The organism is Streptomyces sp. LMG1-1-1.1 (assembly GCF_040815545.1).
Lineage (GTDB): Bacteria > Actinomycetota > Actinomycetes > Streptomycetales > Streptomycetaceae > Streptomyces.
This window is the reverse complement of record NZ_JBFPNH010000032.1, coordinates 96,885-121,370: the sequence shown is the minus strand read 5'-3', so window position 1 is coordinate 121,370 and position 24,486 is coordinate 96,885. Positions and strand designations below refer to the sequence as shown.

Annotated in this window: 17 protein-coding genes and 2 pseudogenes; 13 read left to right on the top strand and 6 right to left on the bottom strand. The window is 71.0% G+C overall.

The window, feature by feature from the left end:
- Nucleotides 1–34: 34 nt before the first annotated feature.
- Complete coding sequence (locus MRBLMG1_RS18800) at nt 35–1,537, bottom strand: SulP family inorganic anion transporter (RefSeq protein WP_367825213.1); 1,503 nt, start codon at nt 1,535–1,537, stop codon at nt 35–37.
- Between the two features lie 239 nt (nt 1,538–1,776).
- Here MRBLMG1_RS18800 and MRBLMG1_RS18795 point away from each other — a divergent pair.
- The 9 genes and pseudogenes from MRBLMG1_RS18795 to MRBLMG1_RS18755 all read left to right on the top strand — a co-directional run bounded on the left by MRBLMG1_RS18795 (nt 1,777) and on the right by MRBLMG1_RS18755 (nt 9,573).
- Nucleotides 1,777–2,078, top strand: a pseudogene (locus MRBLMG1_RS18795) (DUF4291 family protein).
- A 124-nt stretch (nt 2,079–2,202) separates the two neighbouring features.
- Complete coding sequence (locus MRBLMG1_RS18790; RefSeq protein WP_367825212.1) at nt 2,203–3,147, top strand: ABC transporter ATP-binding protein; 945 nt, start codon at nt 2,203–2,205, stop codon at nt 3,145–3,147.
- Nucleotides 3,144–4,661: a hypothetical protein gene (locus MRBLMG1_RS18785; protein WP_367825211.1), complete on the top strand. Its 1,518-nt coding sequence runs from the start codon at nt 3,144–3,146 to the stop codon at nt 4,659–4,661. The genes MRBLMG1_RS18790 and MRBLMG1_RS18785 overlap by 4 nt, the downstream gene beginning before the upstream one ends.
- The gene (locus tag MRBLMG1_RS18780) at nt 4,658–5,434 is read left to right on the top strand and encodes an ABC transporter permease (RefSeq protein ID WP_367825210.1); all 777 of its coding nucleotides are present in this window, start codon (nt 4,658–4,660) and stop codon (nt 5,432–5,434) included. Before MRBLMG1_RS18785 ends, MRBLMG1_RS18780 begins: the two co-directional genes overlap by 4 nt.
- Nucleotides 5,435–6,061: 627 nt before the next feature.
- Nucleotides 6,062–6,673 (top strand): ATP-grasp domain-containing protein, encoded by a 612-nt coding sequence (locus MRBLMG1_RS18775; protein WP_367825209.1) that lies wholly within the window; start codon nt 6,062–6,064, stop codon nt 6,671–6,673.
- A gap of 226 nt (nt 6,674–6,899) precedes the next feature.
- Nucleotides 6,900–7,040 (top strand): hypothetical protein, encoded by a 141-nt coding sequence (locus tag MRBLMG1_RS18770; RefSeq protein WP_367825208.1) that lies wholly within the window; start codon nt 6,900–6,902, stop codon nt 7,038–7,040.
- A gap of 137 nt (nt 7,041–7,177) precedes the next feature.
- Nucleotides 7,178–7,402, top strand: a complete 225-nt coding sequence (locus MRBLMG1_RS18765; RefSeq protein WP_367825410.1) for a ferredoxin — start codon at nt 7,178–7,180, stop codon at nt 7,400–7,402.
- Nucleotides 7,359–8,610, top strand: a pseudogene (locus MRBLMG1_RS18760) (NAD(P)/FAD-dependent oxidoreductase). Before MRBLMG1_RS18765 ends, MRBLMG1_RS18760 begins: the two are co-directional and overlap by 44 nt.
- Nucleotides 8,611–8,634: 24 nt before the next feature.
- A complete protein-coding gene (locus MRBLMG1_RS18755; RefSeq protein ID WP_367825207.1) occupies nt 8,635–9,573 on the top strand; it encodes a cytochrome P450 in 939 nt (312 codons plus the stop codon).
- Nucleotides 9,574–9,695: 122 nt separating this feature from the next.
- On the opposite strand, the gene MRBLMG1_RS18750 is transcribed toward MRBLMG1_RS18755, so the two are convergent.
- The 4 genes from MRBLMG1_RS18750 to MRBLMG1_RS18735 form a co-directional block, all read right to left on the bottom strand.
- Nucleotides 9,696–10,547 carry a hypothetical protein gene (locus tag MRBLMG1_RS18750; RefSeq protein WP_367825206.1) on the bottom strand — a complete coding sequence of 284 codons (852 nt, stop codon included), beginning with the start codon at nt 10,545–10,547 and terminating at the stop codon, nt 9,696–9,698.
- A gap of 63 nt (nt 10,548–10,610) precedes the next feature.
- Nucleotides 10,611–17,990, bottom strand: a complete 7,380-nt coding sequence (locus tag MRBLMG1_RS18745; protein WP_367825205.1) for a DNRLRE domain-containing protein — start codon at nt 17,988–17,990, stop codon at nt 10,611–10,613.
- A 262-nt stretch (nt 17,991–18,252) separates the two neighbouring features.
- Nucleotides 18,253–18,468: a DUF6243 family protein gene (locus MRBLMG1_RS18740; protein ID WP_367825204.1), complete on the bottom strand. Its 216-nt coding sequence runs from the start codon at nt 18,466–18,468 to the stop codon at nt 18,253–18,255.
- Between the two features lie 191 nt (nt 18,469–18,659).
- Entirely contained in the window at nt 18,660–19,583 is a 924-nt protein-coding gene (locus MRBLMG1_RS18735) for a serine hydrolase (RefSeq protein ID WP_367825203.1), read from the bottom strand.
- 71 nt (nt 19,584–19,654) lie between these two features.
- Here MRBLMG1_RS18735 and MRBLMG1_RS18730 point away from each other — a divergent pair, with 71 nt between their 5' ends.
- The 3 genes from MRBLMG1_RS18730 to MRBLMG1_RS18720 all read left to right on the top strand — a co-directional run bounded on the left by MRBLMG1_RS18730 (nt 19,655) and on the right by MRBLMG1_RS18720 (nt 21,556).
- The gene (locus MRBLMG1_RS18730) at nt 19,655–19,975 is read left to right on the top strand and encodes a hypothetical protein (protein ID WP_367825202.1); all 321 of its coding nucleotides are present in this window, start codon (nt 19,655–19,657) and stop codon (nt 19,973–19,975) included.
- A 13-nt stretch (nt 19,976–19,988) separates the two neighbouring features.
- A complete protein-coding gene (locus tag MRBLMG1_RS18725; RefSeq protein ID WP_367825201.1) occupies nt 19,989–20,528 on the top strand; it encodes a YbhB/YbcL family Raf kinase inhibitor-like protein in 540 nt (179 codons plus the stop codon).
- A 131-nt stretch (nt 20,529–20,659) separates the two neighbouring features.
- A complete protein-coding gene (locus MRBLMG1_RS18720; protein ID WP_367825200.1) occupies nt 20,660–21,556 on the top strand; it encodes an AraC family transcriptional regulator in 897 nt (298 codons plus the stop codon).
- Nucleotides 21,557–21,652: 96 nt separating this feature from the next.
- On the opposite strand, the gene MRBLMG1_RS18715 is transcribed toward MRBLMG1_RS18720, so the two are convergent.
- Complete coding sequence (locus tag MRBLMG1_RS18715) at nt 21,653–23,200, bottom strand: MFS transporter (protein WP_367825199.1); 1,548 nt, start codon at nt 23,198–23,200, stop codon at nt 21,653–21,655.
- A 185-nt stretch (nt 23,201–23,385) separates the two neighbouring features.
- Here MRBLMG1_RS18715 and MRBLMG1_RS18710 point away from each other — a divergent pair, with 185 nt between their 5' ends.
- The gene (locus MRBLMG1_RS18710; RefSeq protein ID WP_367825198.1) at nt 23,386–24,450 is read left to right on the top strand and encodes a right-handed parallel beta-helix repeat-containing protein; all 1,065 of its coding nucleotides are present in this window, start codon (nt 23,386–23,388) and stop codon (nt 24,448–24,450) included.
- Nucleotides 24,451–24,486: the final 36 nt, after the last annotated feature.

Here is a 24,486-nt window from a genome sequence, read left to right as displayed (position 1 = left end):
ACTTCCGTCACCCTGGACCTGCCCGGTTCCGGTGTCAGCCGGCTGAGGTGAGCTCGCCGCTGAGGGAGTCGTGGAGTCGGGCACTGGGGCCGTTGAGGCCCGTGATCTCGACCGTCTTGCCGCGCTGGGCGTAGCGGTGCTCGATCGCGTCGAGCACCGCCACCGAGGAAGCGTCCCAGATGTGCGCGGCGGAGAGGTCGATGACGATCCTGTCCGGGTCCCCGGCGTAGTCGAAGCGGCCGACGAGATCGTTGGAGGAGGCGAAGAACAGCTGGCCGGTGACGGCGTAGACGACCTGGCCGCCGTCGGGGTCGGTGACCGCGGTGACGTCCGCGAGCCGGGCGACGCGCTTGGCGAAGACCACCATCGCGGTGACGGACCCCGTGACCACGCCGACGGCGAGGTTGCGGGTGGCGACGACGCACACCACGGTGACGACCATGACGATGGTCTCGCCCGCGGGCATCCGCTTCAGCGTCCCGGGCGCGACGGAGTGCCAGTCGAAGGTCGCGAAACAGACCATGACCATGACGGCGACCAGGGCGGCCATCGGGATGTCCGAGACGACCGGGCCGAAGGCGATGCACAGCACCATCAGGAACACGCCCGCGAGGAAGGTCGACAGCCGGGTCCTGGCACCCGACACCTTCACGTTGATCATGGTCTGGCCGATCATGGCGCAGCCGCCCATGCCGCCGAGGAAGCCGGTGACGATGTTCGCGATGCCCTGCCCGACGGCCTCGCGGGTCTTCGACGAGCGGGTGTCGGTGATCTCGTCGACGAGCTGCGCCGTCATCAGGGACTCCATCAGCCCGACGAGCGCCATGGCGAAGGCGTACGGGGCGACGGTGGCCAGGGTGTCGAGCGTGAAGGGCACGTCCGGCAGCCCGGGGACGGGCAGCGACGACGGCAGCGCTCCCTCGTCGCCGACGGTCGGCACGCTGATGCCCGCGGCGACGGTGATCACCGTGAGGATCACGATCGAGACCAGCGGAGCCGGGACCGCGGTCGTGATCCTCGGGAACAGCACCATGAGGGCCAACCCGGCCGCGAAGAGGGGGTACACGGCCCACGGCACGTGCGTCAGCTGCGGCACCTGGGCCATGAACACCAGGATAGCCAGGGAATTGACGAAGCCGACCATCACCGAGCGCGGGACGAACCGCATCAGCTTGCCCACGCCCAGCGCGCCCAGCACGATCTGGAGGACCCCGGCCAGGACGACCGCGGCCACGAGGTACCCGAAGCCGTGCTGCCGGTTGAGCGGTGCGATGACGAGCGCCACCGCCCCGGTGGCGGCGGAGATCATCGCGGGTCGGCCGCCGACGACGGCGATCGTCACGGCCATCGTGAACGAGGCGAACAGGCCGATCGCCGGGTCCACGCCGGCGATGATCGAGAAGGAGATGGCCTCCGGTATCAAGGCCAGCGCGACCACCAGCCCGGCGAGCACCTCGGTACGCAGCACCTTCGGTGACAGCCAGGACGGACGGAGGGAGCGCAGCCGGGCGGCTGCGGAAACGGCGGAGTCGGGCAAGGGAGGCAGACCTGTCGGGCGGGCACACCGCCGGCGGGCAGGCGAGCGTACGGGGAGACGGAACGACCCTCCACGGTACCGGCGCTCCGCCCGGACGGATCACGCCCCCTGGGGGACTGGGCGACAGTGGGTGCATGACGTACGACGAGTGCCTGGCCCAGCGGTGCGTTTCGAACCGGCCTCCGGGTGAGGCGAAATCGGCTCGCCGCTTCGGCGGACCAGCTGGCAGGGTGCGGCGCATGACGCCCCAGTATCAGATTCGTGCCGACTACGACGCTCGCACCATCGTGGTCTATCAGGCGTACTCACCCGCCATCGCTGACGCGGCACTGCGGGCGGGCCGCTTCGTGGCGCCGTCCACCTGATCCGCACGTTCGCCGACGACTGGATCGTCAGCCTCACCGACCTCACCCCCCAGGTCCGTCAAGCCTCGGCACTGATGCGAAGCGGGCGCGCCGGCAAGGCACAGCGGCTGTTTCCGACAGAGCGCGTCTACCCGGTGGCCCGGACACTGGAAGACGTCGTTTCCCCAGGTGGATGACAGGAGACGCGTGACGGGCCACCCACGGCCCACCTCGTCGATGAACACTCCCGACACGCGGCCTAACAGCGGCATGACGGCGACCGTTCGGCCCCTGTTACGGGCCGGGCCGCAGGTTGGGCGCATGAACCATGACATCGGCGCGACGATCGAGGTCGTCGACGTACACAAGCGCTTCGGTCCACAGGTGGCCCTGGACGGCATGACGTTCGCGGTCCGGCCGGGCCAGGTCACCGGTTTCGTCGGCCCGAACGGCGCCGGGAAGTCCACGACGATGCGCGTGATCCTCGGCCTGGACGCGGCCGATGCGGGCGGCGCCCTGGTCGGCGGGCGGCCGTACCGGACCCTGCGCGAACCGCTGCGGCACCTGGGGGCTCTGCTCGACGCCTCCGCGTTGCAGCCGAGCCGTACCGCCCGCGGCCATCTGCTGTGGCTGGCGCACTCGCAGGGCCTGTCCGCGCGTCGGGTGGACGAGGTCATCGAGCAGGCGGGTCTGGGCCAGGCCGCCCGGCGCAGGGCGGGCGGCTTCTCCCTCGGTATGCGGCAGCGGCTGGGCATCGCCGCGGCCTTGCTCGGCGACCCGCCCGTGCTCATGCTCGACGAGCCGTTCAACGGGTTGGACCCCGACGGCATCGTGTGGATGCGCGGCCTGCTCGGCAAGCTGGCCCGGGAGGGCCGCGCGGTGCTGGTCTCCACCCACCTGATGGGCGAGCTGGAGGACACGGCCGATCACCTCGTGGTGATCGGCCGGGGAAGGGTCGTCGCCGACACGGGTGTGGGGGAGCTGCTGGCCTCCCGCTCCGGCGGCCGGATCACCGTGAGAACCTCCGCCGCCGCACCCGCCGAGGCCGTACTCCGCCGCGCCGGGGCGACCGTGGTGGCCACGGGCCACGACACCCTCAGCGTGTCGGGACTGGCCGACGAGCAGGTGGTGGCCGTCCTCAGCGGCGGCGCGGTGCCCTTCGCCGCGGTGTCCGCGGACCGCGTGACGCTGGAGCACGCGTACATGGAACTCACCCGCGACGCCGTCGAGTACCGCGGCACACCGGCCGAGGACGGTGCGCGATGACCCGTACGAAGGCCTTCGCCCGTCTGATCCACGCCGAGTGGACCAAATTCCGTACGGTACGGGGCTGGGTGCTCGGCATCGTCGGCGCGGCGCTCGCGACGGTGGTGGTCGGACTGCTCGGCACGGCCGCTCCGGGAGGGTCGGGCCCATCGGGCGCCGCCAGCGGCTTCCCCACCGGGCCGGGCGGGGAGGCCGTCAACGACAGCTTCTACTTCGTCCACCGCACCCTCGACGGAGACGGCAGCATCACGGTGCCCGTGGTCTCGCTGACCGGACGCGCCGAGGACGGCCACCGGCGGAACACCGAAGGAAGCGCCCAGCCATGGGCCAAGGCGGGAATCATCGTCAAGAAGGACCTCGCCCAGGGATCCCCCTACGCCGCACTCATGCTCACCGGCGGCCACGGCGTACGGATGCAGTACGACTACACCCAGGATCGCGCCGCACCCGCCGCCACCCCAGGGCCGGGCCCGCGATGGCTGCGGCTCGTCCGCGACGGCGCCACGCTCACCGGCTACGTCTCCGCCGACGGCGCGCACTGGAACCGGGTCGGCACCACCCGCCTCACCGGGCTGGGCGGCAGGGTGCAGGCCGGACTGTTCGCGGCCTCCCCGCAAGCCAGGCAGGAGACCCCGGTCGGCGTGGGGTTCGGCCCCGCCGTGGCCACCGGTACCTTCGGCCGCCCCGTCCTCCAGGGCACCTGGTCACGCACCACGTGGCGAGGCACCCAGGTGGGCGGCGACGCCGGCACGTCCGGCAGCTACTCGAACGCCATGAAAGGCGGCTACACCGAGTCCGCCGGCACCCTCACGGTGACCGGAGCCGGCGATATCGCCCCCGTCGTGGGCGGCCCGGCCATGGGGCCCGCGTACTCCCTGGAGAACTTCCTCGTCGGCGGATTCGCCGGGCTGATCGTGGTGATCGCCGTGAGCACGGTCTTCGTCACCGGCGAGTACCGGCGCACGCTCATCCGCACCACGCTCACCGCGCACCCGGCTCGCGGGCGCGTCCTCACGGCCAAGGCCGTCACGGTCGGCTCCACGGCCTTCGCCGCAGGACTCGCCGCCGCCCTGGTCGTCCCGCTCGGCGAACAAGGCGCCGAGGGCCGGGGCTTCCGGGTCTTCCCCGTCGACACGTCGACCGCACTGCGCGTCACCGTCGGCACGGCCCTCCTGTTCGCCGCCACCGCCGTCCTCGCGCTCTCCCTCGGCGCCCTGCTCCGGCGCGCCGCTGCGGCCGTCGCCGCGGTCGTCGCCGCGATGGTCCTGCCGTACCTGCTCGCCACCTCCGCCGTGCTCCCCGCGGGCGCCTCGGAATGGCTGCTCCGCGTCACCCCGGCCGCGGGCTTCGCCATCCAACAGACACTCCCTCGATACCCCCAGGTCCTGACCGTGTACGAGCCCTCCACCGGCTACGCCCCACTCGCCCCCTGGGCCGGCTTCGCCGTCCTCTGCGGTTACGCCGCGCTCGCGTTCGCCCTGGCCCTGACACGGCTCCGCCGGAGCGACGCATGAGGCACACCCTGCACGCCGAGTGGACGAAACTGCGGGCCGGCGGCGGCACCCTCCCGCTCCTCCTCCTCGCCGCGCTGCTGACCGTGACGGCCGGCGCCGCCACGGCCGCAACCGTGACCTGCCCCGCCCCCGGCTGCGGCGAGGACGACGTACGCCTCTCCCTCACCGGCGTCATCGTCGGCCAAGCCGTCGTCGCCATCGCCGCCGTCCTGACCGTGACCGCCGAGTACTCCACCGGGATGATCCACACCACCTTCACGGCCGTCCCCCGCCGCCTCACGGCCTTCACCGCCAAGGCAGCGGTCCTCACCGCGGCCGTCCTCACCACCGGAACCCTCGCCGTCCTCACCGCCCTGCTCGCCGGCCGCTCCCTCCTCCCGGGCAACGGCTTCACCACGGAAAACGGCTACACACCCCTCTCCCTCGGCGACGAACCCACGCTGCGCGCCGCCGTGGGCTCCGTCCTCTACCTCGCGCTGATCGCCCTCCTGAGCTTCGGCGTGGCGACAACGGTCCGCGAAGGCGCCACCGCGATCGGCATCGTCCTCGGCCTCCTCTACCTCTTCCCCGTCGTGGCCCAAGTGGTCAACGACCCCGACCTACAACGCCACCTCCAACAACTCGCCCCCATGTCCGCCGGCCTGGCCGTCCAATCCACCACCGACCTGGACCACCTCCCCATCAGCCCCTGGCACGGCCTCGCCGTCCTCGCGGCCTGGACGGCAACGGCCCTGCTCACCGGCGGCTTCCTGCTGCGCCGACGCGACGCCTGAGGCGCACGGCCCGTCCGGCCCTTCGACACGTGAACGGCACGCGGAACGCTCGACTGTGACGACCGGTCTGCGGAAGGCGGCGGCCTCGGGGGAGTCCGCCGGCTCCCCGGGTACAACCCACACAGCAACAGCCAAGGCGGGCACGGGTTCATAACCCGCCGCCACAAAGAAGTTGAGTCAGTTGACGACGGACGCCGCGAGGGCCGCCGCGGCGCCGTCGTCGTCGCGCGCCGCGCGGAGGAGTCGATGGTCTTGGCTCCGCCGTGGATCAAGGAGGAGACCGGCAGTCCGTCACACTCCGTATGTCTGGCGGCGATACGTTGACGGTGAGTATGTCCTCGTCCGCGGGACGCCACGCAGAGCATCCGGAAAGCTCCGCCGACTGCGGAGTGCAAGCCCGGCGCCGTACCGTCGCGGAGTCCGCCCCGGGCCTGCACGAGCCGCGGCTTCACGAGTCGCCGAGCGTCGAACGGCGCCTCTGAGTTGGGGCGTTCGAGCGCGCAGGCGACGCCGAGACGTCGGCCTCCCTGGTGCGCGCCAGCCGCCCGCCGTCCGGAATGCCGCCCCGTCCTCAACAGAGCGTCGCTCACGCCGTGCAGTCGGGGCCGCCGCGCCGCGGGACGCGTGATGAACCGCGCCTCCGCCGCGGCCACCAACCGCTCCAAGCCCTACCAGGCCGGGTTCCGCGTCCCGGAGACCCTCGTCACCGACGACCCCGACCTCGCCCTCGCCTTCCGGGACCGGCACAGCCAGGTCGTCTACAAGTCGATCAGTGCGGTGCGCTCGATCGTACGGCTCCTCGACGACGACGCGGCCGCCCGGCTGCCGCGGATCCGCTCGTGCCCCGTCCAGTTCCAGCGCTACATCTCCGGCGTGAACATCCGCGTGCACGTCGTCGCGGGAGAGGTCTTCGCCACGCGCATCGAGACCGACCAAGTGGACTACCGCTACGCCGGCCGATACGGCGGTCGTGCCGACCTCACGCCATGGACCCCGCCCCGCGAACTGGCGCGACGCTGCGTGGACCTCGCCGCCGCGCTGGGCCTCGCCCTCGCCGGCATCGACCTCGTCCTCACGGACGACGGCGAGTTCTTCTGCTTCGAAGTCAACCCCAGTCCCGCCTACAGCTTCTACGAGGACCACACGGCACAGCCGATCTCCGACGCCATCGCACGGGCCCTGCTCGGACGGCACTTCACCCGCACGGGGCGGATCATGGAAGGAGTCGGCGCGGGGTAGTGCGAGGCGTTCATGGGTGCCCTGCGCGAGCAGGGGGGCGAGCGCGAGGACAGTTCGTCTCCACGGTGTTCCTCGGCAGCGGTCTGGTCTTCGTGGCCACGCTGTTCGGGGCCGCGGCGGCGGCCTGGAGCGTGCTCGACGAGAGCGGCGGGGCGGAGGGGGTGGGCAGGGCTCCTCGTTCGGCCGCGCTGTCGCTTACGCCCTGCTGACCACCTACGCCATGCGGATGGCCGCGGTGTTCGTCATCACGACCTCGACCATCGGCCGCCGGCTCGGCGTCCTTCCGCGCCCGCTGGTCGCCGTCGGGTATCTGAACGGCTTGCGGGGTCGGCATTCCGTCGCGCCACGGCCCGCGGCCTCGGCCTGATCGGGCCGCACCGTCACTCGAATCACTCGAATCCCATGCATCACTCGAACGGTCCGGTCCCCGTCGCTGTGGCCGTCCCGGCCGACAAGAGTGGCGCAGGAGGCTTGACCGGGCCATTGGAGAGGACCGATCCCGTGGTGAGCATTGCCGTCGATCTGAACCGCTGCCAGGGGTACGCGCAGTGCGCGTTCCTCGCTCCGGAGATCTTCACCATGCACGGCGAAGAGGCGCTGCTGTACGACCCGGACGCCGACGAGGCGCAGCGCGAGAAGCTGGCCCAGGCCGCCGCGGCCTGCCCCGTGCAGGCCGTCCTCGTCGATGCCGTGGACGAGCCGGCCGAGGCGGTGCCCGGTGGTCGGTGACGGAGCCTTGGAGCAGCTCAGACGCGAGGGCCGGATCGTCGTCGTCGGCGCCTCCCTGGCAGGACTGCGGGCTGCCGAGACCCTGCGGGCCAAGGGCTTCGCGGGGTCGTTGACCATGATCGGCGACGAGGCTTGCGAACCGTACGACCGGCTGCTGATCGCCACCGGTGTCCGGGCGCGGCCGTGGCCGCGCGAGGAGGAGGCGGAACTCGACGGCGTCTTCGTGCTGCGGACCCGCGACGACGGCGCCGCGCTCGCCCGGCGGCTCGACGACGGACCCCGACGGGTCCTCGTCATCGGGGGAGGCTTCGCCGGCTCGGAGGTCGCCTCCGCCTGCCGCGAACGCGGCCTGCCCGTGCGTCGCCGAACGCGGTGCCGCGCCCCTGGTCGGCGCACTCGGCGGGGTGGTCGCCGCGGTGGCCGCCGACCTCCAGCGCGAGAACGGCGTGGACCTGCGGTGCGGGGTCATGGTGACCGCTCTGGAGGGCGACGCCTCGGGGCGGGTGCGCGTCGCGCATCTGTCCGACGGCTCCACCGTGGAGACCGACGTGGTGGTCGTCTCGCTCGGAGCCATCCGTAACACCGAATGGCTGAACGGCTCCGGGCTCGGGGCCGGTCCCCGCGGCATCGCCTGCGACGCCGGCTGCCGGGCCTTCGACATCCGCGGAATCGTCACCGACGACGTCTACGCGGCGGGCGACGTCGCCCGCTGCCCCCACCCCCTGTTCGGCTACCAGTTCCTTTCGCTGGAGCACTGGGGCAACGCCGTCGCGCAGGCCGGGATCGCGGCGCACAACATGGTCAGCGAGAGCGTCGACCGGCTGCCGCACATGGACGTGCCGGCCTTCTGGTCCTCCCAGTTCGGCGTCAACATCAAGTCGGTGGGGGTGCCGTCGATCGCGACGGAGATCCTGATCTCACAGGGCTTCCTGGGCAGCCGCCGGTTCGTCGGCGTCTACGGATACCAGGGGCGCGTCATCGGTGCCGTCTCCTTCGACCACGGCCGGTGGCTGCCGTTCTACAAGGAACTCATCGAGAGCACCGCGCCGTTCCCGCCGCAGTTCCCCACGGTCGACCGGCACGCGGACGGACAGCGGCCGATGGACGCGGACTTCCCCGACCCCTCGGTCCCCAGCCACGGCCCCACCGTGACCCTCAGCGGATACTCGCCGGCCGACCGCCGGATGACGTTCATCCCCGCGCACTGACACGCACGGCCACAAGGACCTGCCATGACGCAAACCCTGCTGCACCAGATCCTGGACTACGCCAACCGGGCCGACCCGCTGGCCGAGTCGGACTCCGAGGAGAGCGCCCTGCCGCCGAGCTTCCTCCGGCTCGACCCGCCGGAACACGACCGGCTGCGACGCATGACGAACCGGCACTTCGGCCCGCCGCACTCTCCCCACCGGGTCGACGGAATGCGCCCGGAACTGGCGGACACCCTCGCAGCCAGCCTCGACCCCGACCCGGACGCCGATCCCGCCGAGCGCGGCAAGGGCGCTCATGAGGCCCGGATGCAGTTGGGCATGTACCTGGCCGGCCTGATCGAGGAGCGCCGCAAGAACCCCGGCGACGACATGCTCTCCCAGCTGGCGACGGCCAAGGGCCAGGACGGCCCGATGACGACGATGGAACTGCTCAGCACCGCGGCCCTGCTCCTGATCGCGGGGCACGAGACCACGGTCAACCTCATCACCAACGGAATGCTGACCCTGCTGCGCAACCCCGACGTCCTCCGGCGACTGAGGACCGAACCGCGCCTGGCCGTGCCCATCGTCGAGGAACTCCTCCGCTTCGAGCCGCCGGTGCAGCTGCTGCCCCAGCGCACCACTCTCGCCGACATCGAGGTCCGCGGCGTCACCATCCCCAAGGGCTCCACCCTCTGGCTGCTCCTGGCCTCCGGCAACCGCGACCCCCCCCAGCGCTTCGAGAACCCCGACCGCTTCGACCCGGACCGCCCGGACGTCCAGCACCTCGGCCTCGGCAGCGGCATCCACAGCTGCTTCGGCGCGCCCCTCGCCCGACTGGAGGCCCAACTCGCCCTGTCGGAGCTGGCCCGGAGACTGGAGAACCCCCGCCTCCTGGACGACCCGCCCCCGTACCGCCAGAACGCCGTACTGCGCGGGCCGCGCCAGCTGGGGATCGCCTGCGACGGGATCCGACCCTAGTGCGGCAGCGGGCATGAGGTGGTGACCCGGCGCCCGCGTAACGTCCGCACCGCACCGCACGGCACCGCACCGCGCCGTACCGCATTCGCGACGGACGATCGGTCGGACGGTCGGCGAAGCCGTCAGCCCTTGCGGACCTCGCGCGGTGCGTGGCTGTAATGGGCGTGGCCGCGTTCGACGGCGACGAAGGCCAGTCGAGTGTTGTCGAGCAGGGGGGAGAGGTCGCCGTCGACGACCCGCGTCGAACCGGAGAGGATCACCTCGCGGAGTGCCGGGTGGTCCGCGACGGGGACGAGCGAGGCGATGTCGCCGCTGTTCTCCAGCTCAAGACGCTGGAGGAGGGCGAGACCGGAGACGAAGGCGATCGTGTCGGTCTTCGCGGAGAGCAGGGACACGTCCTCCAGCGCCGCCGCCTCGGCCAGCAGCTCGGGGCGGGCGAGCCGGCCGTCGTAGAGGCGGAGTTCGCGGAGGGCCGGGAAGAGCCCGGCGCCTTCCATGTCGGTGACGTGCTTGCGGCTCGTTTCGAGCCGGAGCTTCCGCAGGGCCTGCTTGGGGCCGAGCGCGGAAAGGGACGCGCCCTTCCACTCCGGCAGGACGAGGTCGTCGAGGGACGCCAGCAGGGGAAGGGACCGGGCCACGACGGGCCACGGGGTCTCCAGTTCCCGGAGTTCCGACAGCCCGGAGAGGTCCAGCTCCTGGGTGGTGGACGCGGGCAGACGCAGCCGGACGAGTCCGGGGCATCGCGTCACGGGGGAGAGGTCCGGGACACCGCTCAGGACGCGGAGGCTGCGCAGACCGGTGACGTCGGGCAGGAAGGCGAGGTCGGTGGCGGGACCCGTCTTACGGCGTGTGGGCGCTCCGATGACCAGCCCGTCGCATGTGCCGTCCTCGAACCGCTCGGCGTACGCGGGATCCCACGGTTCGTCGGTCACGAACATCTCGGACCACCCGTCGCGCCGTCGGGCGATCTTCATGCGTACTCCTCGGGGAAAGGAAAAGAGGGGGGTGGGGACGGAACGTCCCCACCCCCCTCTCCGTCAGCAGTGAGCGTACTTCCTCGACGGTCGGATCTTGTTGGTCAGCGTCGCGCCGCCGTAGCACTTGTAGCGATTGTACAAGCCCTGTTCGAGCCTACGGAGGCTGCCCTTGCTCCGCTCGTGATAGCGGATCGACTTCACGTTGTTGAGCTTGCCCTTCTTGTCGTGCTGGTGCATACGCCGGTGCATGTTCTTCGACTTGCCCACGTAGTACGAGCCGTTGTTGTACTTGATGACGTAGACACCCCGCTTTCGGGGCGCCTTCCTGGCGTGCCGGTTGAGGTTGCAGCTGGCGTTGTGGACGAGCGTGTCCGCGGTTCCGTCGAAGACGAGGTACGTGTGGACGTTTCCGACGTTGAGGTTGAAGACCAGCTGGTCCGGGAGCTCGCCGAGGTTGCGGACGGCCCGCACCGCGTGGGCGGTGTCGTCCGCCGATCGGAGCGCGTCGCCGGGCACGAGGTCGACGGCCTTGGTCCAGCCCTTGTCCTCGACCCACATCGGGTGGTCCGCGGTCGCCATGAGCGGCGGAGTCGCCGGGTCGAGGTCCGTGTCGATCGCCACCATGTGCTTGGTGCCGGAGCCGGTGTAGACCTCCAGGACGGGCTGGGCGGTGGTCAGACCCGTCACCGGGTCCATCGCCGCCACCAGGTCACCCGCCTGGACGTCTCCGATCGGCAGGTAGCTTCCGTCGGCCATCAGGACGGGAGTGTCCGGTGCGAAGGAGTTGCACCGGGACCGCCTGAAGACCTTCTTCGCCCGTGAGGCCATGCGGCTGACGCGGCCGGCCTTGCGGAGGGCGCGCGCCGCCTTGAAGCCTCTGACCGCGAGGCGTCCGGCGGAGCCGAAGGCGATGCCCACGCTCATCTCGGCGGCCTTGCGCCAGTTGCCGGTGGCGGCGTAGGAGAGGGCGCCGACGGCGGAGGCGATGTTGCCGATGGGGCCGGGGATGTACGAGGCGACTTCCGCGACGCGGGCGACGCGCTTGAACATCTTCTTGAAGCTGAAGCCCCAGTTCCCGTCGAGGTCCGTGCAGTTGACGGGGTCGCCGCTGCAGTAGTCGTACGGGTTGGCGTTGCCTCCGGGCTCCGGGTCGACCTGGAGGAACCGGCCGAGCGCGGGTGCGTAGAGGCGGGCGCCCATGAGGATGACGTCGTCGAGTGCCTCGGAGGACCGCTGCTTGGCGCCGAGCCAGCCGTAGCGCTGGGTGGCCTGCCCCTGGGCCGGGACGCCGAACTCGTCGAAGGTGAACACCTTCGGAGCGGTCGTCGCGGTGTCGAGGGTGACCGCCACGTCGCCGTGGAGGTTGGCGAACTGCAGTTCCACGCCGCCGGTCGCGGACGTGGTGGCGGTCAGGTCGCCGTCAGGTCCGGAGACGTTGCGGGTGAGGGTGCCCTGGGTGGTGTCCTCGATGATCCAGCGGGGCTCGTCGGAGTCGTCTCCGTAGTGGTTGAGCTTGCTGGTCGCGTTGGCCCAGGTGCCGTCCGGCTGCTTGGCCTCCGTCGTGAAGGCGGTGAAGCGGTGGGCCGGGTCGAGGGACCAGGACTGCCGCTTGTCGCCCACGGTCTGGGAGGCGACGAGGTCGTTGTCCCAGTAGGTGTTGGTGGAGCCGGTGCCGGTGGCCGTGGTGCGGCCGAAGGCGTCGTACGTGTAGCCGCCGGTCAGGAGCCGGTCGGCGCTGTCGTACGAGCTGGTCGTGACCGTGCCGTTCGCCGACGTGCAGGAACCGTCCTCGGCGGCGTCGTACACCGTCTTGGAAGTGCGGTTCATGCGGCCGGCGGTGCTGCGGCCCGCCTCGTCGAAGGCGTAGGCGCGGGTCGTGCAGCCGGCGACGGTGGTCTGGGCGGCCTTGGTCAGGCGGCCCAGACGGTCGTAGGAGTACTCCTTGCTGTCGGTGGAGTTGGTGTCCGCGGCGACGGCGCCCTGGGTCGTCATGTCCAGGTGCTGGCCGTAGACGACCTCGCCGTCGGAGATGCGGCTGTACGTACGGCCGGTGGCCGCGCCGCTCGCGTTGAAGCCGTCCTTGCGGACGTAGCCGCCGGGGTAGGTCTGCTCGGTGAGCTGGCCGTCGGGGCCGTACTTCGCGGTGAAGGTGCCCGCGACGGAGTCGGTCACGGAGGTGACCATGCCGCGCGGTTCCTTGGCGCGGTCGTACGTGTACGTGGTGGATCCGGTGTTGTCGCTGACCTTGACCGGCTTGCCGAACCTGTCGAACTCGGTCGTGGTCGTGCCGCCGTCGGCGTCCGTGTAGGACAGCAGACGGTCGAGCGCGTCGAACGTCCGGCTGATGGTCTTGCCACCGGCCATGGTCTTGACCGCGTTGCCGGTCACCGGGTCGTACTCGGTGGTGACCTCGGGAAGGTCCTGGCCGAGGTCACCGGTGATCTTCGTGGAGACGATCCGGTCGGCCGCGTCGTACACGGTGGTCGACGTGCGGGTCCTGCCCGCGTTCGTCTCGGTGGTCTCCTCGACGTCGCCGAAGCGGGAGTACCGGGGGATCCGCTTGACCGGCAGGGTGTCGGGCATGCGGGTGGTGTCCGCACCGGTGACCTTGCCGCCGGGCAGCGTGACGCACGGGTCGCCCGCCCACTCGGGGCGGTTGCCGCACGCGGCGTCGTCGGGGTTGGCGCCGGCCGTGTAGAACACGGTCCTCACGGTGCCGGTGTCGGCGCCGTTCGAGCCCGGCCTGCGGGACTCGACCGCGCGGCCCGCCGCGTCGTACCTGATGGTGGCGGTCAGGTTCGCCCCGCCGGTCACGGCGTCCGTCGTCACCGAGGTCTCGGTGCGCAGCGCCCAGCCCGACGTGCCGCCGATCGGGGTGCCGTAGCCGGTCTTGGTGACCCGGACCTCGACGTCGTCGACGTAGCCCTCGACACGGGCGCCGTCGAGGGTGGTGGTCTCCAGGTGGTAGGCCGCGCCGTCGGGCTTGCCCTCGTCGTACCGGTGCACGGTGTGCTCGCGCGCGACCACCGAGGCGCCGGCGGCGAGTGCGGGCATCGGCGGGTCGGCCTGCGCCGGCACCGCCTCGTCCAGCAGGGCGCGGAAGACCGGACCGGTCTCCTCCAGGAGGTCCTGGCCGTCGCGGCTGTAGACGCTGCGGGAGTCGAGCAGCGCGGCACGGGCCGCGGACTCGTCGGGCAGCGCAAGCTCGACGACCTTCTCGTCCACGTTCTCGCCGAGACCGAGCGCCAGGAGGCGGCCGGTGGCGTCGAGGGTGCGGACGGTGTTGCCGAAGCGGTCGTACTCGGCCGTGTCGACGTCGCCCACCCCGGTCGGCGACCAGGTGGCGGTGTTCACCTCCTGCGCCGAGGCGTTCAGGTAGCGGACGACCGCCTGCTGGTAGCCGTCCGTGCCGGGGACGGTGGCGGTGGCCGTGTTCACGGCCGGGGTGGACTCGACGTCGAAGACGGCGGTCGCGTCCGTCGGCACGTCCGACTGGCCCCACTTCGCGGCGCTCGCGCCGTCGAGGTCGTACGGGCCACCGGCCGCCCGGGTCAACGGGACCTCGTAGACCACCTTCGAGACGGTCTCGCCCTCGACGACGTCCTTGCTGCCCGGCTGGAGCGCCGGACGACGGACCTGGAGCAGACGGCCCGGGTCCTGGTCGGCGCCGGCCTTGCCGTAGTCGAACATCCAGGGCAGCTCGCCCGCGGTGTCGATCTTCGTCAGACGGTTCCCGGCGTCGTACGCGTAGACCGTCTTCAGGACCGTCGTGTCCGCGGCCGAAGCCTTGCGCGGGTCCCAAGCCTCGACGAGGCGGCCCTGGGCGTCATAGCGGTAGGCGGCCGCGTCGACGGCGTTCACGGCGTTCGCGGCCGGGTCCCACGACCAGACCCGCACGGCCTTCACGCGGTCGGCGACGTCACCGGGCGCGGTGGTCGTGGCGGTGGTGGCCGTGGCGTAGACGTACTCCAGCACCTCGCAGCCTCGCGCGGGGACCGCACCGGTGCACTGGCCGGTGTCGTCGACGCCGGGCTCGGCCTCGCCGATGACACGCTTGACGAGGGTGCGGCCGTCGGTCGTGTCGTACACGTACCGACTCGTCGACGCCTCGTCCGTACCGGAGACGGAGTCCACGACGTGGACGTCCGAGCCGGTCTGCTTCCTGAAGCGGGTGACCGTGCCGTCGTCGTCGGTCAGGACGTAGTCGGCGCCGGACGCGGCGAGGATCAGCCCCTCCGCTCCGGGCTCGGGGCTGAACGTGCCGTCCGAGCTCTTCGCGAAGGTGATCGTGGAGTCGTCGTAGCCGGTGATGACCGCGACGTCCTTGCCCGGGAAGGTCAGGGAGTGCAGCTCGTTGTCCGTCACGCCGCCCGCCGCGCCGCCGGCCCACTCCGGACCGAACGGGGCGACCAGCTCGCGCAGGGACAGGTGGTCGAAGTACACGGCCTTGCCGGAGTTCGCCGGGAAACCGTTGTACAGCCGCAGGAAGGCCGTCGTGGCGTCCTTCGGAACGGTGAAGTCGAGGGTCAGCTCGGCCCACGCGTCGGTGTACGGCACCTTCCGGGACGTCGGCTCGACGTAGCCTCCGGGCGTGGCGAAGCCCGCGTACAGGCGCAGGCCGCGCGCGTGCTGCGGGGACAGGCCGGTCGACGAGGGCACGTAGGCCCAGGTGGAGAACCGGTAGGTCCTGCCCGGCTTCATGCCGAGCTGCAGGGCGTTCTGGTCGCCACCGACCATGGCGAAGGAGTCGCCGCTGGTGTTGGTGGTGGGGACGACCTTCAGCGAGTCGGTCGAGCCGTCCTGGCCGAGCGTGGTCTCCCGGGTGAGCGTCGCCGTGGTCGCCGAGAAGCCCGTCAGGTCCGTGGCGACGTCCTGCTGGTTGGCGGTCAGCCGCTGGCCCTGCGGCATCCAGCCGCGGTCCGTCCCGCGGGAGGAGGCCGTACGGGTCGAGGACAGACCGAACTCGTCGGTGTCCGTCACGTTCACCGAGTAGTCGCCGGTCAGCAGGTTCACCGAGCCGGGGCCGACCTCGTCGGAGGCGGCGCCGTCGGCGTTCGGGTCGACGGTGAAGCCACGCCACTCGCTGATGTACGCGGGATCCGTGTCGCTGTCGGTGTAGAGCGTCGCGCGGACCTGGACGACACCGCCGACCTGGCCGAGTGTCTCCAGGACCGACCAGTTCGCGTACGCGCCGATGTCCGCGAGCGGCGTCTTCGGCGCGGTGATCGGGGTGTTGTCCTGCTTCGTCAGGTTCGCGAGCGGCACGTCGTAGACCGAGGCGCCGGGCCCCCGCCGCCACTGGTAGGTGACGCGGGTGTACTTCGGCTGGGCGTCGACCGCGATCTGGATGCGTCGCGCGCTGACCGCGCCCTCGGCAGGCCGCAGCATCGCGCCCTGGCCGACGAGGAAGTCGTACACGACGGCCGTCGAGAGGTTGCCCGCCTTGTCCTTCGCCTGGACGCGCAGGGTGCGGTGGCCGTCGGCGGCCGGGGTCACCGTCGCCGTCGCCGTACCGGTCGCGGCGACGGTGACGGCCGCGGCGCCGTCCAACGAGTAGACGTAGCCCGCCAGGTCCGTCGTGCCGGAGGCCGCGGTGAAGGTGAACTTGCCCGGTACCCCGCCGGCGCCGTGCCACAGGTTGTCCTGCGGGTAGTCCGTCGAGGAGACGAACGGCGCGCCGGGCTTGGTGGTGTCGACCGTGAAGGTCTGCCAGGCCGACCAGGTGCCGTTCCAGTCCTGACCGTCGTAGACCGCCGCCCGCCACTTGTACGAGCCCTGCGCCAGGGCCGTACCCGGCGTCCAGGTCGCGGTGGCGCCGGAGGCGACGTACGCCGAGGTGCCGGACTGCAGTGCCGCGGTTCCGTCGGACTTCCAGACCTCGAACGTCAGCCGGACGGTGTTGCCGTCGGCGTCGACGGCCTTGGCCGACAGCGTGGGCGTCGTGTCGTTCGTCGCCGCACCGGTCAGCGGGGACAGCGGCGCGGCCGCACCCGGCTTGGTGTTGTACGTGACCGAGATGTAGGGCGTGTTCGAGGCCGCGTTACCGGAGTTGAACTTCTTCCAGGCGAACTCGTCGGTCTCGTCCGTGGCCCGGATGCCGAGCGTGTTGGTGCCGTTGCCGTTCGCCGCCCAGGCGGCGGCCAGGCTGGTGATGTCCGTGCTCACCCAGCCGTCGGCACACGAGGACGAGTAGCCCTTGGTGGCCGTGGAGGTGGACCACTTCCGGTTCCAGTTCGGCTGGGCGGTCCAGCGCGTCGCGGTGGAGGCGGAGCTGGTGTCCCAGACCTCCCAGCTGCGCGCGCTGCACGACCAGGAGTGGAAGTTCCACAGGTTCAGGCTCGACGACTTGATCACCTTGCCGGAGATCTTCGCCATCGGGAAGGCCAGGAACGAACGGGCCACCTGGCCCTCGCCGTTGTTGCCGAGCTTGAGCTCCGTCGCGGCCGACTGGTCGGACGTGAACCCCTGCTGGACGAAGGCGTCGAAGCTCGCCCCGATGTTCACGGCCGGGTCGACCGTGACCGGGAACCTCGTCGCCGGGTCGGCGAGGAACGCCGCGTCCGGCGTGAGCGTGAGGTCGACCGCGTTGCCGTTCTGCGTGACCTTCAGACCGACCTCGGCCCGGTTCTCGTGCTCGCCCGTGTTCGGGTCGACCGTCGCGTCCCACATCACCGGCGCGGGCAGGACGCCCGCTTCCTTGCCGGTGTTCTTGTCCAGGAACGTCACCGAGCGGTCGGCGTTGGCCTTGACCGTCAGGCCCTTGGCCTGGAGCGACAGCGTCACCGAACCGGTGGCGTCGACCGCGCTGCGGTCCTTCAGCTCGAGGAACTGCTCGAAACCGGTACGGGTCGACTCGACCACCATGTCGGTGCCGGTCGTCACCCCCGGGTAGCGGGCCTCGGTCCCGTGCACCGTCGGATCGGGCAGGGCGCCGCGCCACGACAGGGTCATCCCGTGACCCTCGCCGCTGTCGAGCGACACCAGCGGGACGGCCGGCGTCTTCTTCTCGCCCGGTTCACCGCCCGACGCCTCGACCCGCGCGACCTCCTCGGCCGTCGACTCTCCCGCCAGCGCCAGATCCAGCGGATGGGCCACCGCGCGGACCCCGCCGCCCGGCGCCTCGACCAGGCTCGGGTCGACCGTGCGCCACGTGGCGTTGTCGTCCTTGAAGCGGACCGGACCGGTGTAGGTGTCCAGCGACATCGAGCCGTCCGGGTTGGCCCAGCTCGTCGTGGACTCGGTGCGCTCCCCGGTGACCTCGATCCGCCGGTCCTGCAGCCGCGCCATCAGCAACGCCGACGCGGCGTCCTCCGCCTCGGCCGGCCCCTTGACGTCCCCCGGCCCCTCGGCGGGCACCCGCTCGGGTATCGCCGCGGTCGCCATCCCCTCCATCAGCCCGAACGTCATCACCAGTGCCGTGGCCAGGGCTATGCGCCTCATCCGGCCAGGCGAAGGCAGCGGATGCCGCTCACGCAGAGCGGACGTCCGTCTTCTCATCCTGTTCGTTCCTCCCCTTGTTGATCACCCAGTGGTGACGGGGAAGGAATGTACCGCAAGCTAATACAGTACTTTTTATGACTAATTGACGTCTCGTCGGGGCCGTGAGCGAGGGAGCCGAAGCCCCGATACGCCGACAGGGCCCGGACCGCGCGTCGCGGTCCGGGCCCTGCCGTATGGGGTGCCGCCCTGCGGCGGCGTTGCGTCAGCTCTGTGCGGTGTCGTCGCCCGTCTGCCCGCCGTCCTCGACCGCGTGTACCTTCTCGCGCATCTTGCGCACCAGCTCCGCCTTCTTCTCGGCGGCACCCTGGCGGTCGGAGTTGCGATGCGGACCGTTGTTCTGCCGTTCGGCGCGCGACAGCTTCTTGCGCTGGCCGCCGCCCTGGCCCACGGGATTGTTGATGTTCTTGCTGTCGGTCACGGGTTCTCCCGGTGGTGATGTGAAAGTGAGCTGCGCATTCATCGGTGGGGGACGGGTGCCGCGTCGTCGAACGTCGTCAGCGGAAGCCCGTCACGCTCTCACTCGTCAATCGGCGTCTGGAAGAACATGACAATGACGTTACCCGCTTCCGGGGGCCCCGCGCGCCAAGATTTCCGCCGCCCGGGCGGGCGTCAGTGCGGGGGCACCGCGACGAACGCCTCCCTGGGCGTGGTGGTCGGCACGTAACGGTACGCGGTGCGCTCCGTCGGGGTCAGATCCCGATGGATCACCTTGGCCACGGCCTGGATCGTGTTCACGCCGTAGCTCATCGAGCTGTTGCCGTCCGTGAGCACGGTGATGGTGTAGTCGTGGCCGCCGCCAGCGAACGTGCCGACGCTGTGTACGCGCCAGCCGCGCGTGGCGCGCTGCAGCCAGCCGTTCTTGACGTGCACGGACACGGAGGAGGGCGCACCGGCCGGGGTCCCCCACTTCTGCGAGGTGATGACGTTCCCCATGAGCTTGAGGATGTAGGCGCGGGAGCCGTCGCTCAGGACGTTGTTCTTGGCGATGATCAGCGAGAGCAGCCGCTGCTCGTCGGTGACGTTGATCCGGGTGAGCCCCCAGTAGCCGCCGGACCCCGGCACCGTCTGCGTCATACCGGCGGCCGCCAGGAAGCCCTTCACCTTGGTGACGCCCAGCTGGTTCCACAGCGCGGTGGTGGCCGCGTTGTCGGACTTGGTGATCATGGCGGTGGCGAGGTCGGACTCGCGCGAGGTCAGGTACCGGTTCGTCTTCTTCGCGTCCCAGAGCAGTGTGGCGAGGACGGTCACCTTCACGACGCTGGCCGAGTCGTACGAGGTCGTGGCGCGCAGCGTGCACGTGGTGTTCGTGGTCCGGTCGCGCAGACCGACGGCGACCGTACCCGTGCGCGTGGCGAGGGCGGCGGTGATGTCCCTCTGCAGCTGGGCGGCAAGCCCCGCCTTGCCGGACGTGCAGCTGACCTGCGGCGCGGTAGCCGCGGCCGCAGGCGCCGCGCCCGCGACGACGGGCACGAGCATCCCGGCGGCCGCCACGGCCGGAATCACGCGGGCACGCAGGGATATGTGGTGAGTCATATGGGTCCCCCATGGAAACGAAACGCGCCTACGGCGCACTCGCCATAGATGACTCTTGAGCGTGCGGATGGTTGTACGAATCCAGCGGATTCCTCGGAACGGGGGCCCACTCCCGGTTCTCCGTGCCGCGCTGTCCACCACCGCTCCTCGCCCTCATCGGCGGCCGCCTCCCCGCCACCGAGGAGGTCGACGCCGCCGACAACCGCCTCCAGCGGGCCCTCGACGACCTGGTGGACGCCGCCGGCGGGCTCGAGGCCGGGTCGCGGGAGTCCGGGGATACGTTCACGAAGATGGCGACTCCTTGCACGATCCTCTCGCCGGGCGGTCGCCGTCCCTCGACGCGTGGTCGGATGGTGATCACGCCCGTTCGGGCGTTTCCGTCGAGAGCATGAAGGGGATTCGGGAATGAGCGAGCCGACGAATCGACGTCCGCTGCCGCACGACTTTCACCCGCCGGTGTCCGAGCTGGTGGTCGGCAGCGAGGATCTGACGGACGGCGGGGTCCTGCCGGACGCGCACGTGTACGCCAAGGGGAACTCCTCGCCGCAGCTGAGCTGGTCGGCGGGGCCGGCGGGCACCCGTGGCTACGCGGTCACGTGCTACGACCCGGACGCGCCGACCGGCAGCGGATTCTGGCACTGGACCGTCTTCGACATTCCGGCGGATGTCACCGAGCTGCCGGCCGGGGCCGGAACCGGGGGCTTCCGTGGTCTGCCGGCGGGTGCCGTGCAGGCTCGGAACGACTACGGCAGCAGGGACTTCGGCGGGGCCGCGCCGCCGCCGGGGGACGGGCCGCACCGCTATGTGTTCACGGTGTACGCCGTGGACCGGGAGAACCTGGGACCGGACGCGGACGCGACGCCGGCGGTCGTCGGCTTCCATCTCCGGTTCCACGCCATCGCCCGCGGTCATCTCATCGCGGAGTACGAGGACACCGGAGAGTAGGTGCCCACGGTGCGAGCGGCCTCACGGTGGGCCCTCGCGCGGCGCGGGGCGCCCGCACGATCTTCGCGTGTTCTTGCACGATCCTCTCGGTGGCGGGGGAGGAACGGGTCGGTCCGTGGTGAGATGGGCGCATGTCCCTCGACGAGCTTCGCCATCTGCTGGAGCGGCACGCACGGCCCGACCTGACCACGGCCATCGACGGCGTCCGGATCTGCCGCTCAGACCCGGGCGCCGAGCCGGAGTACGCGATGTCCGGCGTGATGCTCGCCGTCATCGCGCAGGGCGGCAAGCGGCTCGCGCTCGGCGAGCGGGTGTACGAGTACGGGGTCGGTCAGTACCTGGTCACCTCCGCCGATCTACCGGTGACCGGACGCGTCGCACCGGGCGGACCGGAACTCGGTTTCGGCATGACACTGGAGCCGGCTGTCATCGCGGAGTTGATGCTCCAGGGCGGGCCGGGTGACGTTCCCCGGTCGGCCGGGTCGCCGCGGCCGGGGATCATGGTCAGCGAGGCCTCGGCGGAGCTGATCGACGCGATCGTCCGCCTGGTCCGACTGTTGGACCGGCCGCGTGACCGCCGGGTCCTGGTGCCCTTGATCAAACGCGAGATCCTCTGGCGGCTGATGACGGGGGAGCAGGGTGAGGCGGTCCGCCAGCTGGGCCTCGCGGACAGCAGCCTGAACCACATCACCCGGGCGGTCGACTGGATTCGGGACCACTACGCCGAGCCCTTCCGGGTCGAGGACCTTGCACGTTCCTCCGGGATGAGCGTCTCCGCGTTCCACCGGAACTTCCAGTCGGTGACGGCGATGAGCCCGATCCAGTTCCAGAAGCAGATCCGCTTGCAGGCGGCGAGGCTCCTGCTGGCCAACCGTCCGCACGATGTCACCGGCGTCGGCCACCGGGTGGGGTACGACAGCCCCTCACAGTTCAGCCGGGAGTACAAGCGCCAGTTCGGCCTGCCCCCGAGCATCGACGCGGCCCGCACGCGCGAGCGCGTCGATCGTGTTGCGGCCGCCGTGTCCTGAGCGTGTCCAGACGGCTTCGAATGCCGACACCTAGCTGGTCCGTCGCCCCCCCCGTGCACAACCGCGCGCGACGTCACACGTGAAGGGTGGCCGCCGCTACAGGGGAGCGTCCGCCGGCGTCTCGTGTCCGCGGGGGCTCGCGCCCGCCTCCGGCTGCTGTCGCTCGGCGCCGCCCGCGGGGACGCGTACCGTCGCGACGACGACCAGTGAGGCCACCGCCCCCAACACCGCCGCCACGACCAGTACCGCGTTCAGGCCGGACGCGAACGCCTCACGCACCAGGTGCGCCATGTCGGCGCGTTCGCCCTCCGGCCAGCCGGCGACGATCGACCGGGCTTGTCCGCCGCTCAGAGCGACGGCCGCCTCGTGCGGGTCCGGGACACTGCCGTCGGCCGTCAGCACACTCTCGATCCGCGACTGGAAGATCACGCCGAACACGGCGATCCCCAGGGCGAAGCCCAACTGGCGGAAGGTGTTGACCGCACCGCCCACCATGCCTCCGCGCTCGGGCGGCACCGTGGCCAGGGCCGCCGCCGACAGACTCGGTGTCACGAGCCCGACTCCCAGACCGGCGACGAAGAGCCCCGCCACCAGGCTGCTGCCCGAAGACCCCGCGTCGAGGGTGGCCTGCATCCCGGAGCCCAGAGCGATGAGCGCCAGTCCGCCCCCGATGGACGCCCGGGGCGGCCAGGGGCCGAAGCGGCCCGCGAGTGCGGAGACGACGAACGCGGAGGCGCACATGGGCAGGATGTAGAGACCGGCTTCGACCGGCTCGTACCCCAGTACGGACTGCATCCACAGCGACTCGAAGAGCAGATACGCGAACGCGGCGCCTTGCAGGAACATGGCGCTGATCATGATGCCGGTGAACGACGGCCTGCGGAACAGCGACAGGTCGAGGACGGGGTGCTCGTGCCTCGTCTCGACCACGACGAAGAGGGCGAGGGCGACGGCCGCCACGGCGAACAGGCCGAGCGTGAAGGGTGCCGCCCAGCCCTCGGAGTGGGCTCGGATCAGCCCGAACGTGAGGGCACCGCTCGCCACCGTGAAGGTGATCACGCCGAGCACGTCCGCGCGCTGCCGGCCCTGCCCCTTCGCCTCCCGCACCGAACGCAGAGTCATCACGACGGCGGCCAGGCAGACCGGCAGGTTGACGAAGAAGATCCATCGCCAGTCCAGGTACTGGGTGAGGAGCCCGCCGACCACCGGCCCGGCCGCTGCGGCGACCGAATTGGTGGCGCCCCACACGGCGAAGGCCACGCCCCGCTCCCGGCCGCTGTAGTGCATGCCGAGCAGGGCGATCGTCGTACCGAACATTCCGGCGGCGCCCATTCCCTGCACCGCCCGGGCGCCGATCAGCACACCCGCGTTCGGGGCGAGCGCGCACACCACCGAAGCCGCGGTGAAGACGATCAGCCCGAGGAGGTACACCTTCTTGCGGCCGATCCGGTCGGCGCGGGACCCGACGCCGAGCAGCAGCGACGCCAGCGCCAGGGCGTAGACGTCGACCACCCACTCCAGATCGGAGAGCGTGGTGCCGAGGTCCGCGGCCATGGCGGGCAGCGCCACGGTCACGATCGTGACGTCCAGAAGCAGCATGAAGGTGCCCAGACAGATCGCCGCCAAGGGCCACCACTTACGCATCCGAACCCCTTCCCTGCCCGCCGCACCGAAGAGACGCCCCCGGCGGCCCCATGATCCACGGAGGAGCGGCCTTTTCACCCAGGACCCGCGCGCCACGCCCATGGGTGGACCGCAGGGAGGTACGCCTAGGTCCGCCTGGGGGATCAGCGGTGGCAGGCCGGAACACGCGCTCATAGCTTCGGCACATGACCAAACGACAGATCGCCCTCCTGGCATGCACCGTGGCCGTCGTCGCCTCGGGGACGGGCGCAACCGCCTCGACGGCCGGCAGCCGGACCGTGCACCTGGTGAAACCCGGCGAATCGATCCAGAAGGCCGTGGACGCCGCGAAGCCGGGGGACACCGTCATCGTGTCCCCCGGCACCTACCGTGAGAGCGTCCGCATCACCACGTCGGGCCTGACGCTGCGAGGCTCGGGCCTCTCCGCCACCGTCATCGCGCCCGGCGACGCCGCTGCCGGCGACGCGTGCGCCAAGGCCGGCCACGGTATCTGCGTGACCGGGACGGGGAGCAGCCCCGTCCAGGGCGTCACCGTGCGTTCGCTCACGCTCAGGGGCTTCACCGGCAACGGCCTGTGGGCGTCCTGGACCGACCGGCTCAGGGTCCACAGAGTGCTCGCCGAGAAGAACGGAAAGTGGGGCATCGCCCAGGAGAGATCCGTGCGCGGTGTGTTCAGCCACAACACCGCCCGGAACAACGGCGACGCCGGACTGTTCCTGGCCAACACCGTCGACAGGGAAGGCGGCGCCACCGACGCCAAGGGGACGGTGATCACGCACAACAGCCTGTCCGGCAACCGGATCGGCATCACCGTGAGGCGCCTGCGGAACGTGACCGTCGACCACAACGACGCGACCGGGAACTGCGCCGCGGTGTTCGTGGTGGGCGACGAGTCCGCGCCGCGCGCCGGGGCGATGACCCTGCGCCGGAACAACATCCACGCCAACAACAAGCACTGCCCGCAGACCCCTCGTCTGCCCTTCCTGCAGGGCTCGGGAATCGTCCTCACCGGTACCGAGGAGACGGTGGTCGAGAAGAACAGGGTCGTCGACAACGCGGGCACCTCGCCGCTCTCGGGCGGCATCGTGCTGTTCAAGAGCTTCGTGGGCGCCCTGAACGAGCAGAACGAGATCCGCGACAACGTGGTGATGCGCAACAGCACCGCCGACCTGGCCAACCGGGACACCGGCCGGGGAAACACCTTCACCCGCAACACGTGCACGCTCTCGGAGCCCGCCGGAATGTGCTGACCCACCGGGTTCCCCTCCATCCCCCATGGCACGACA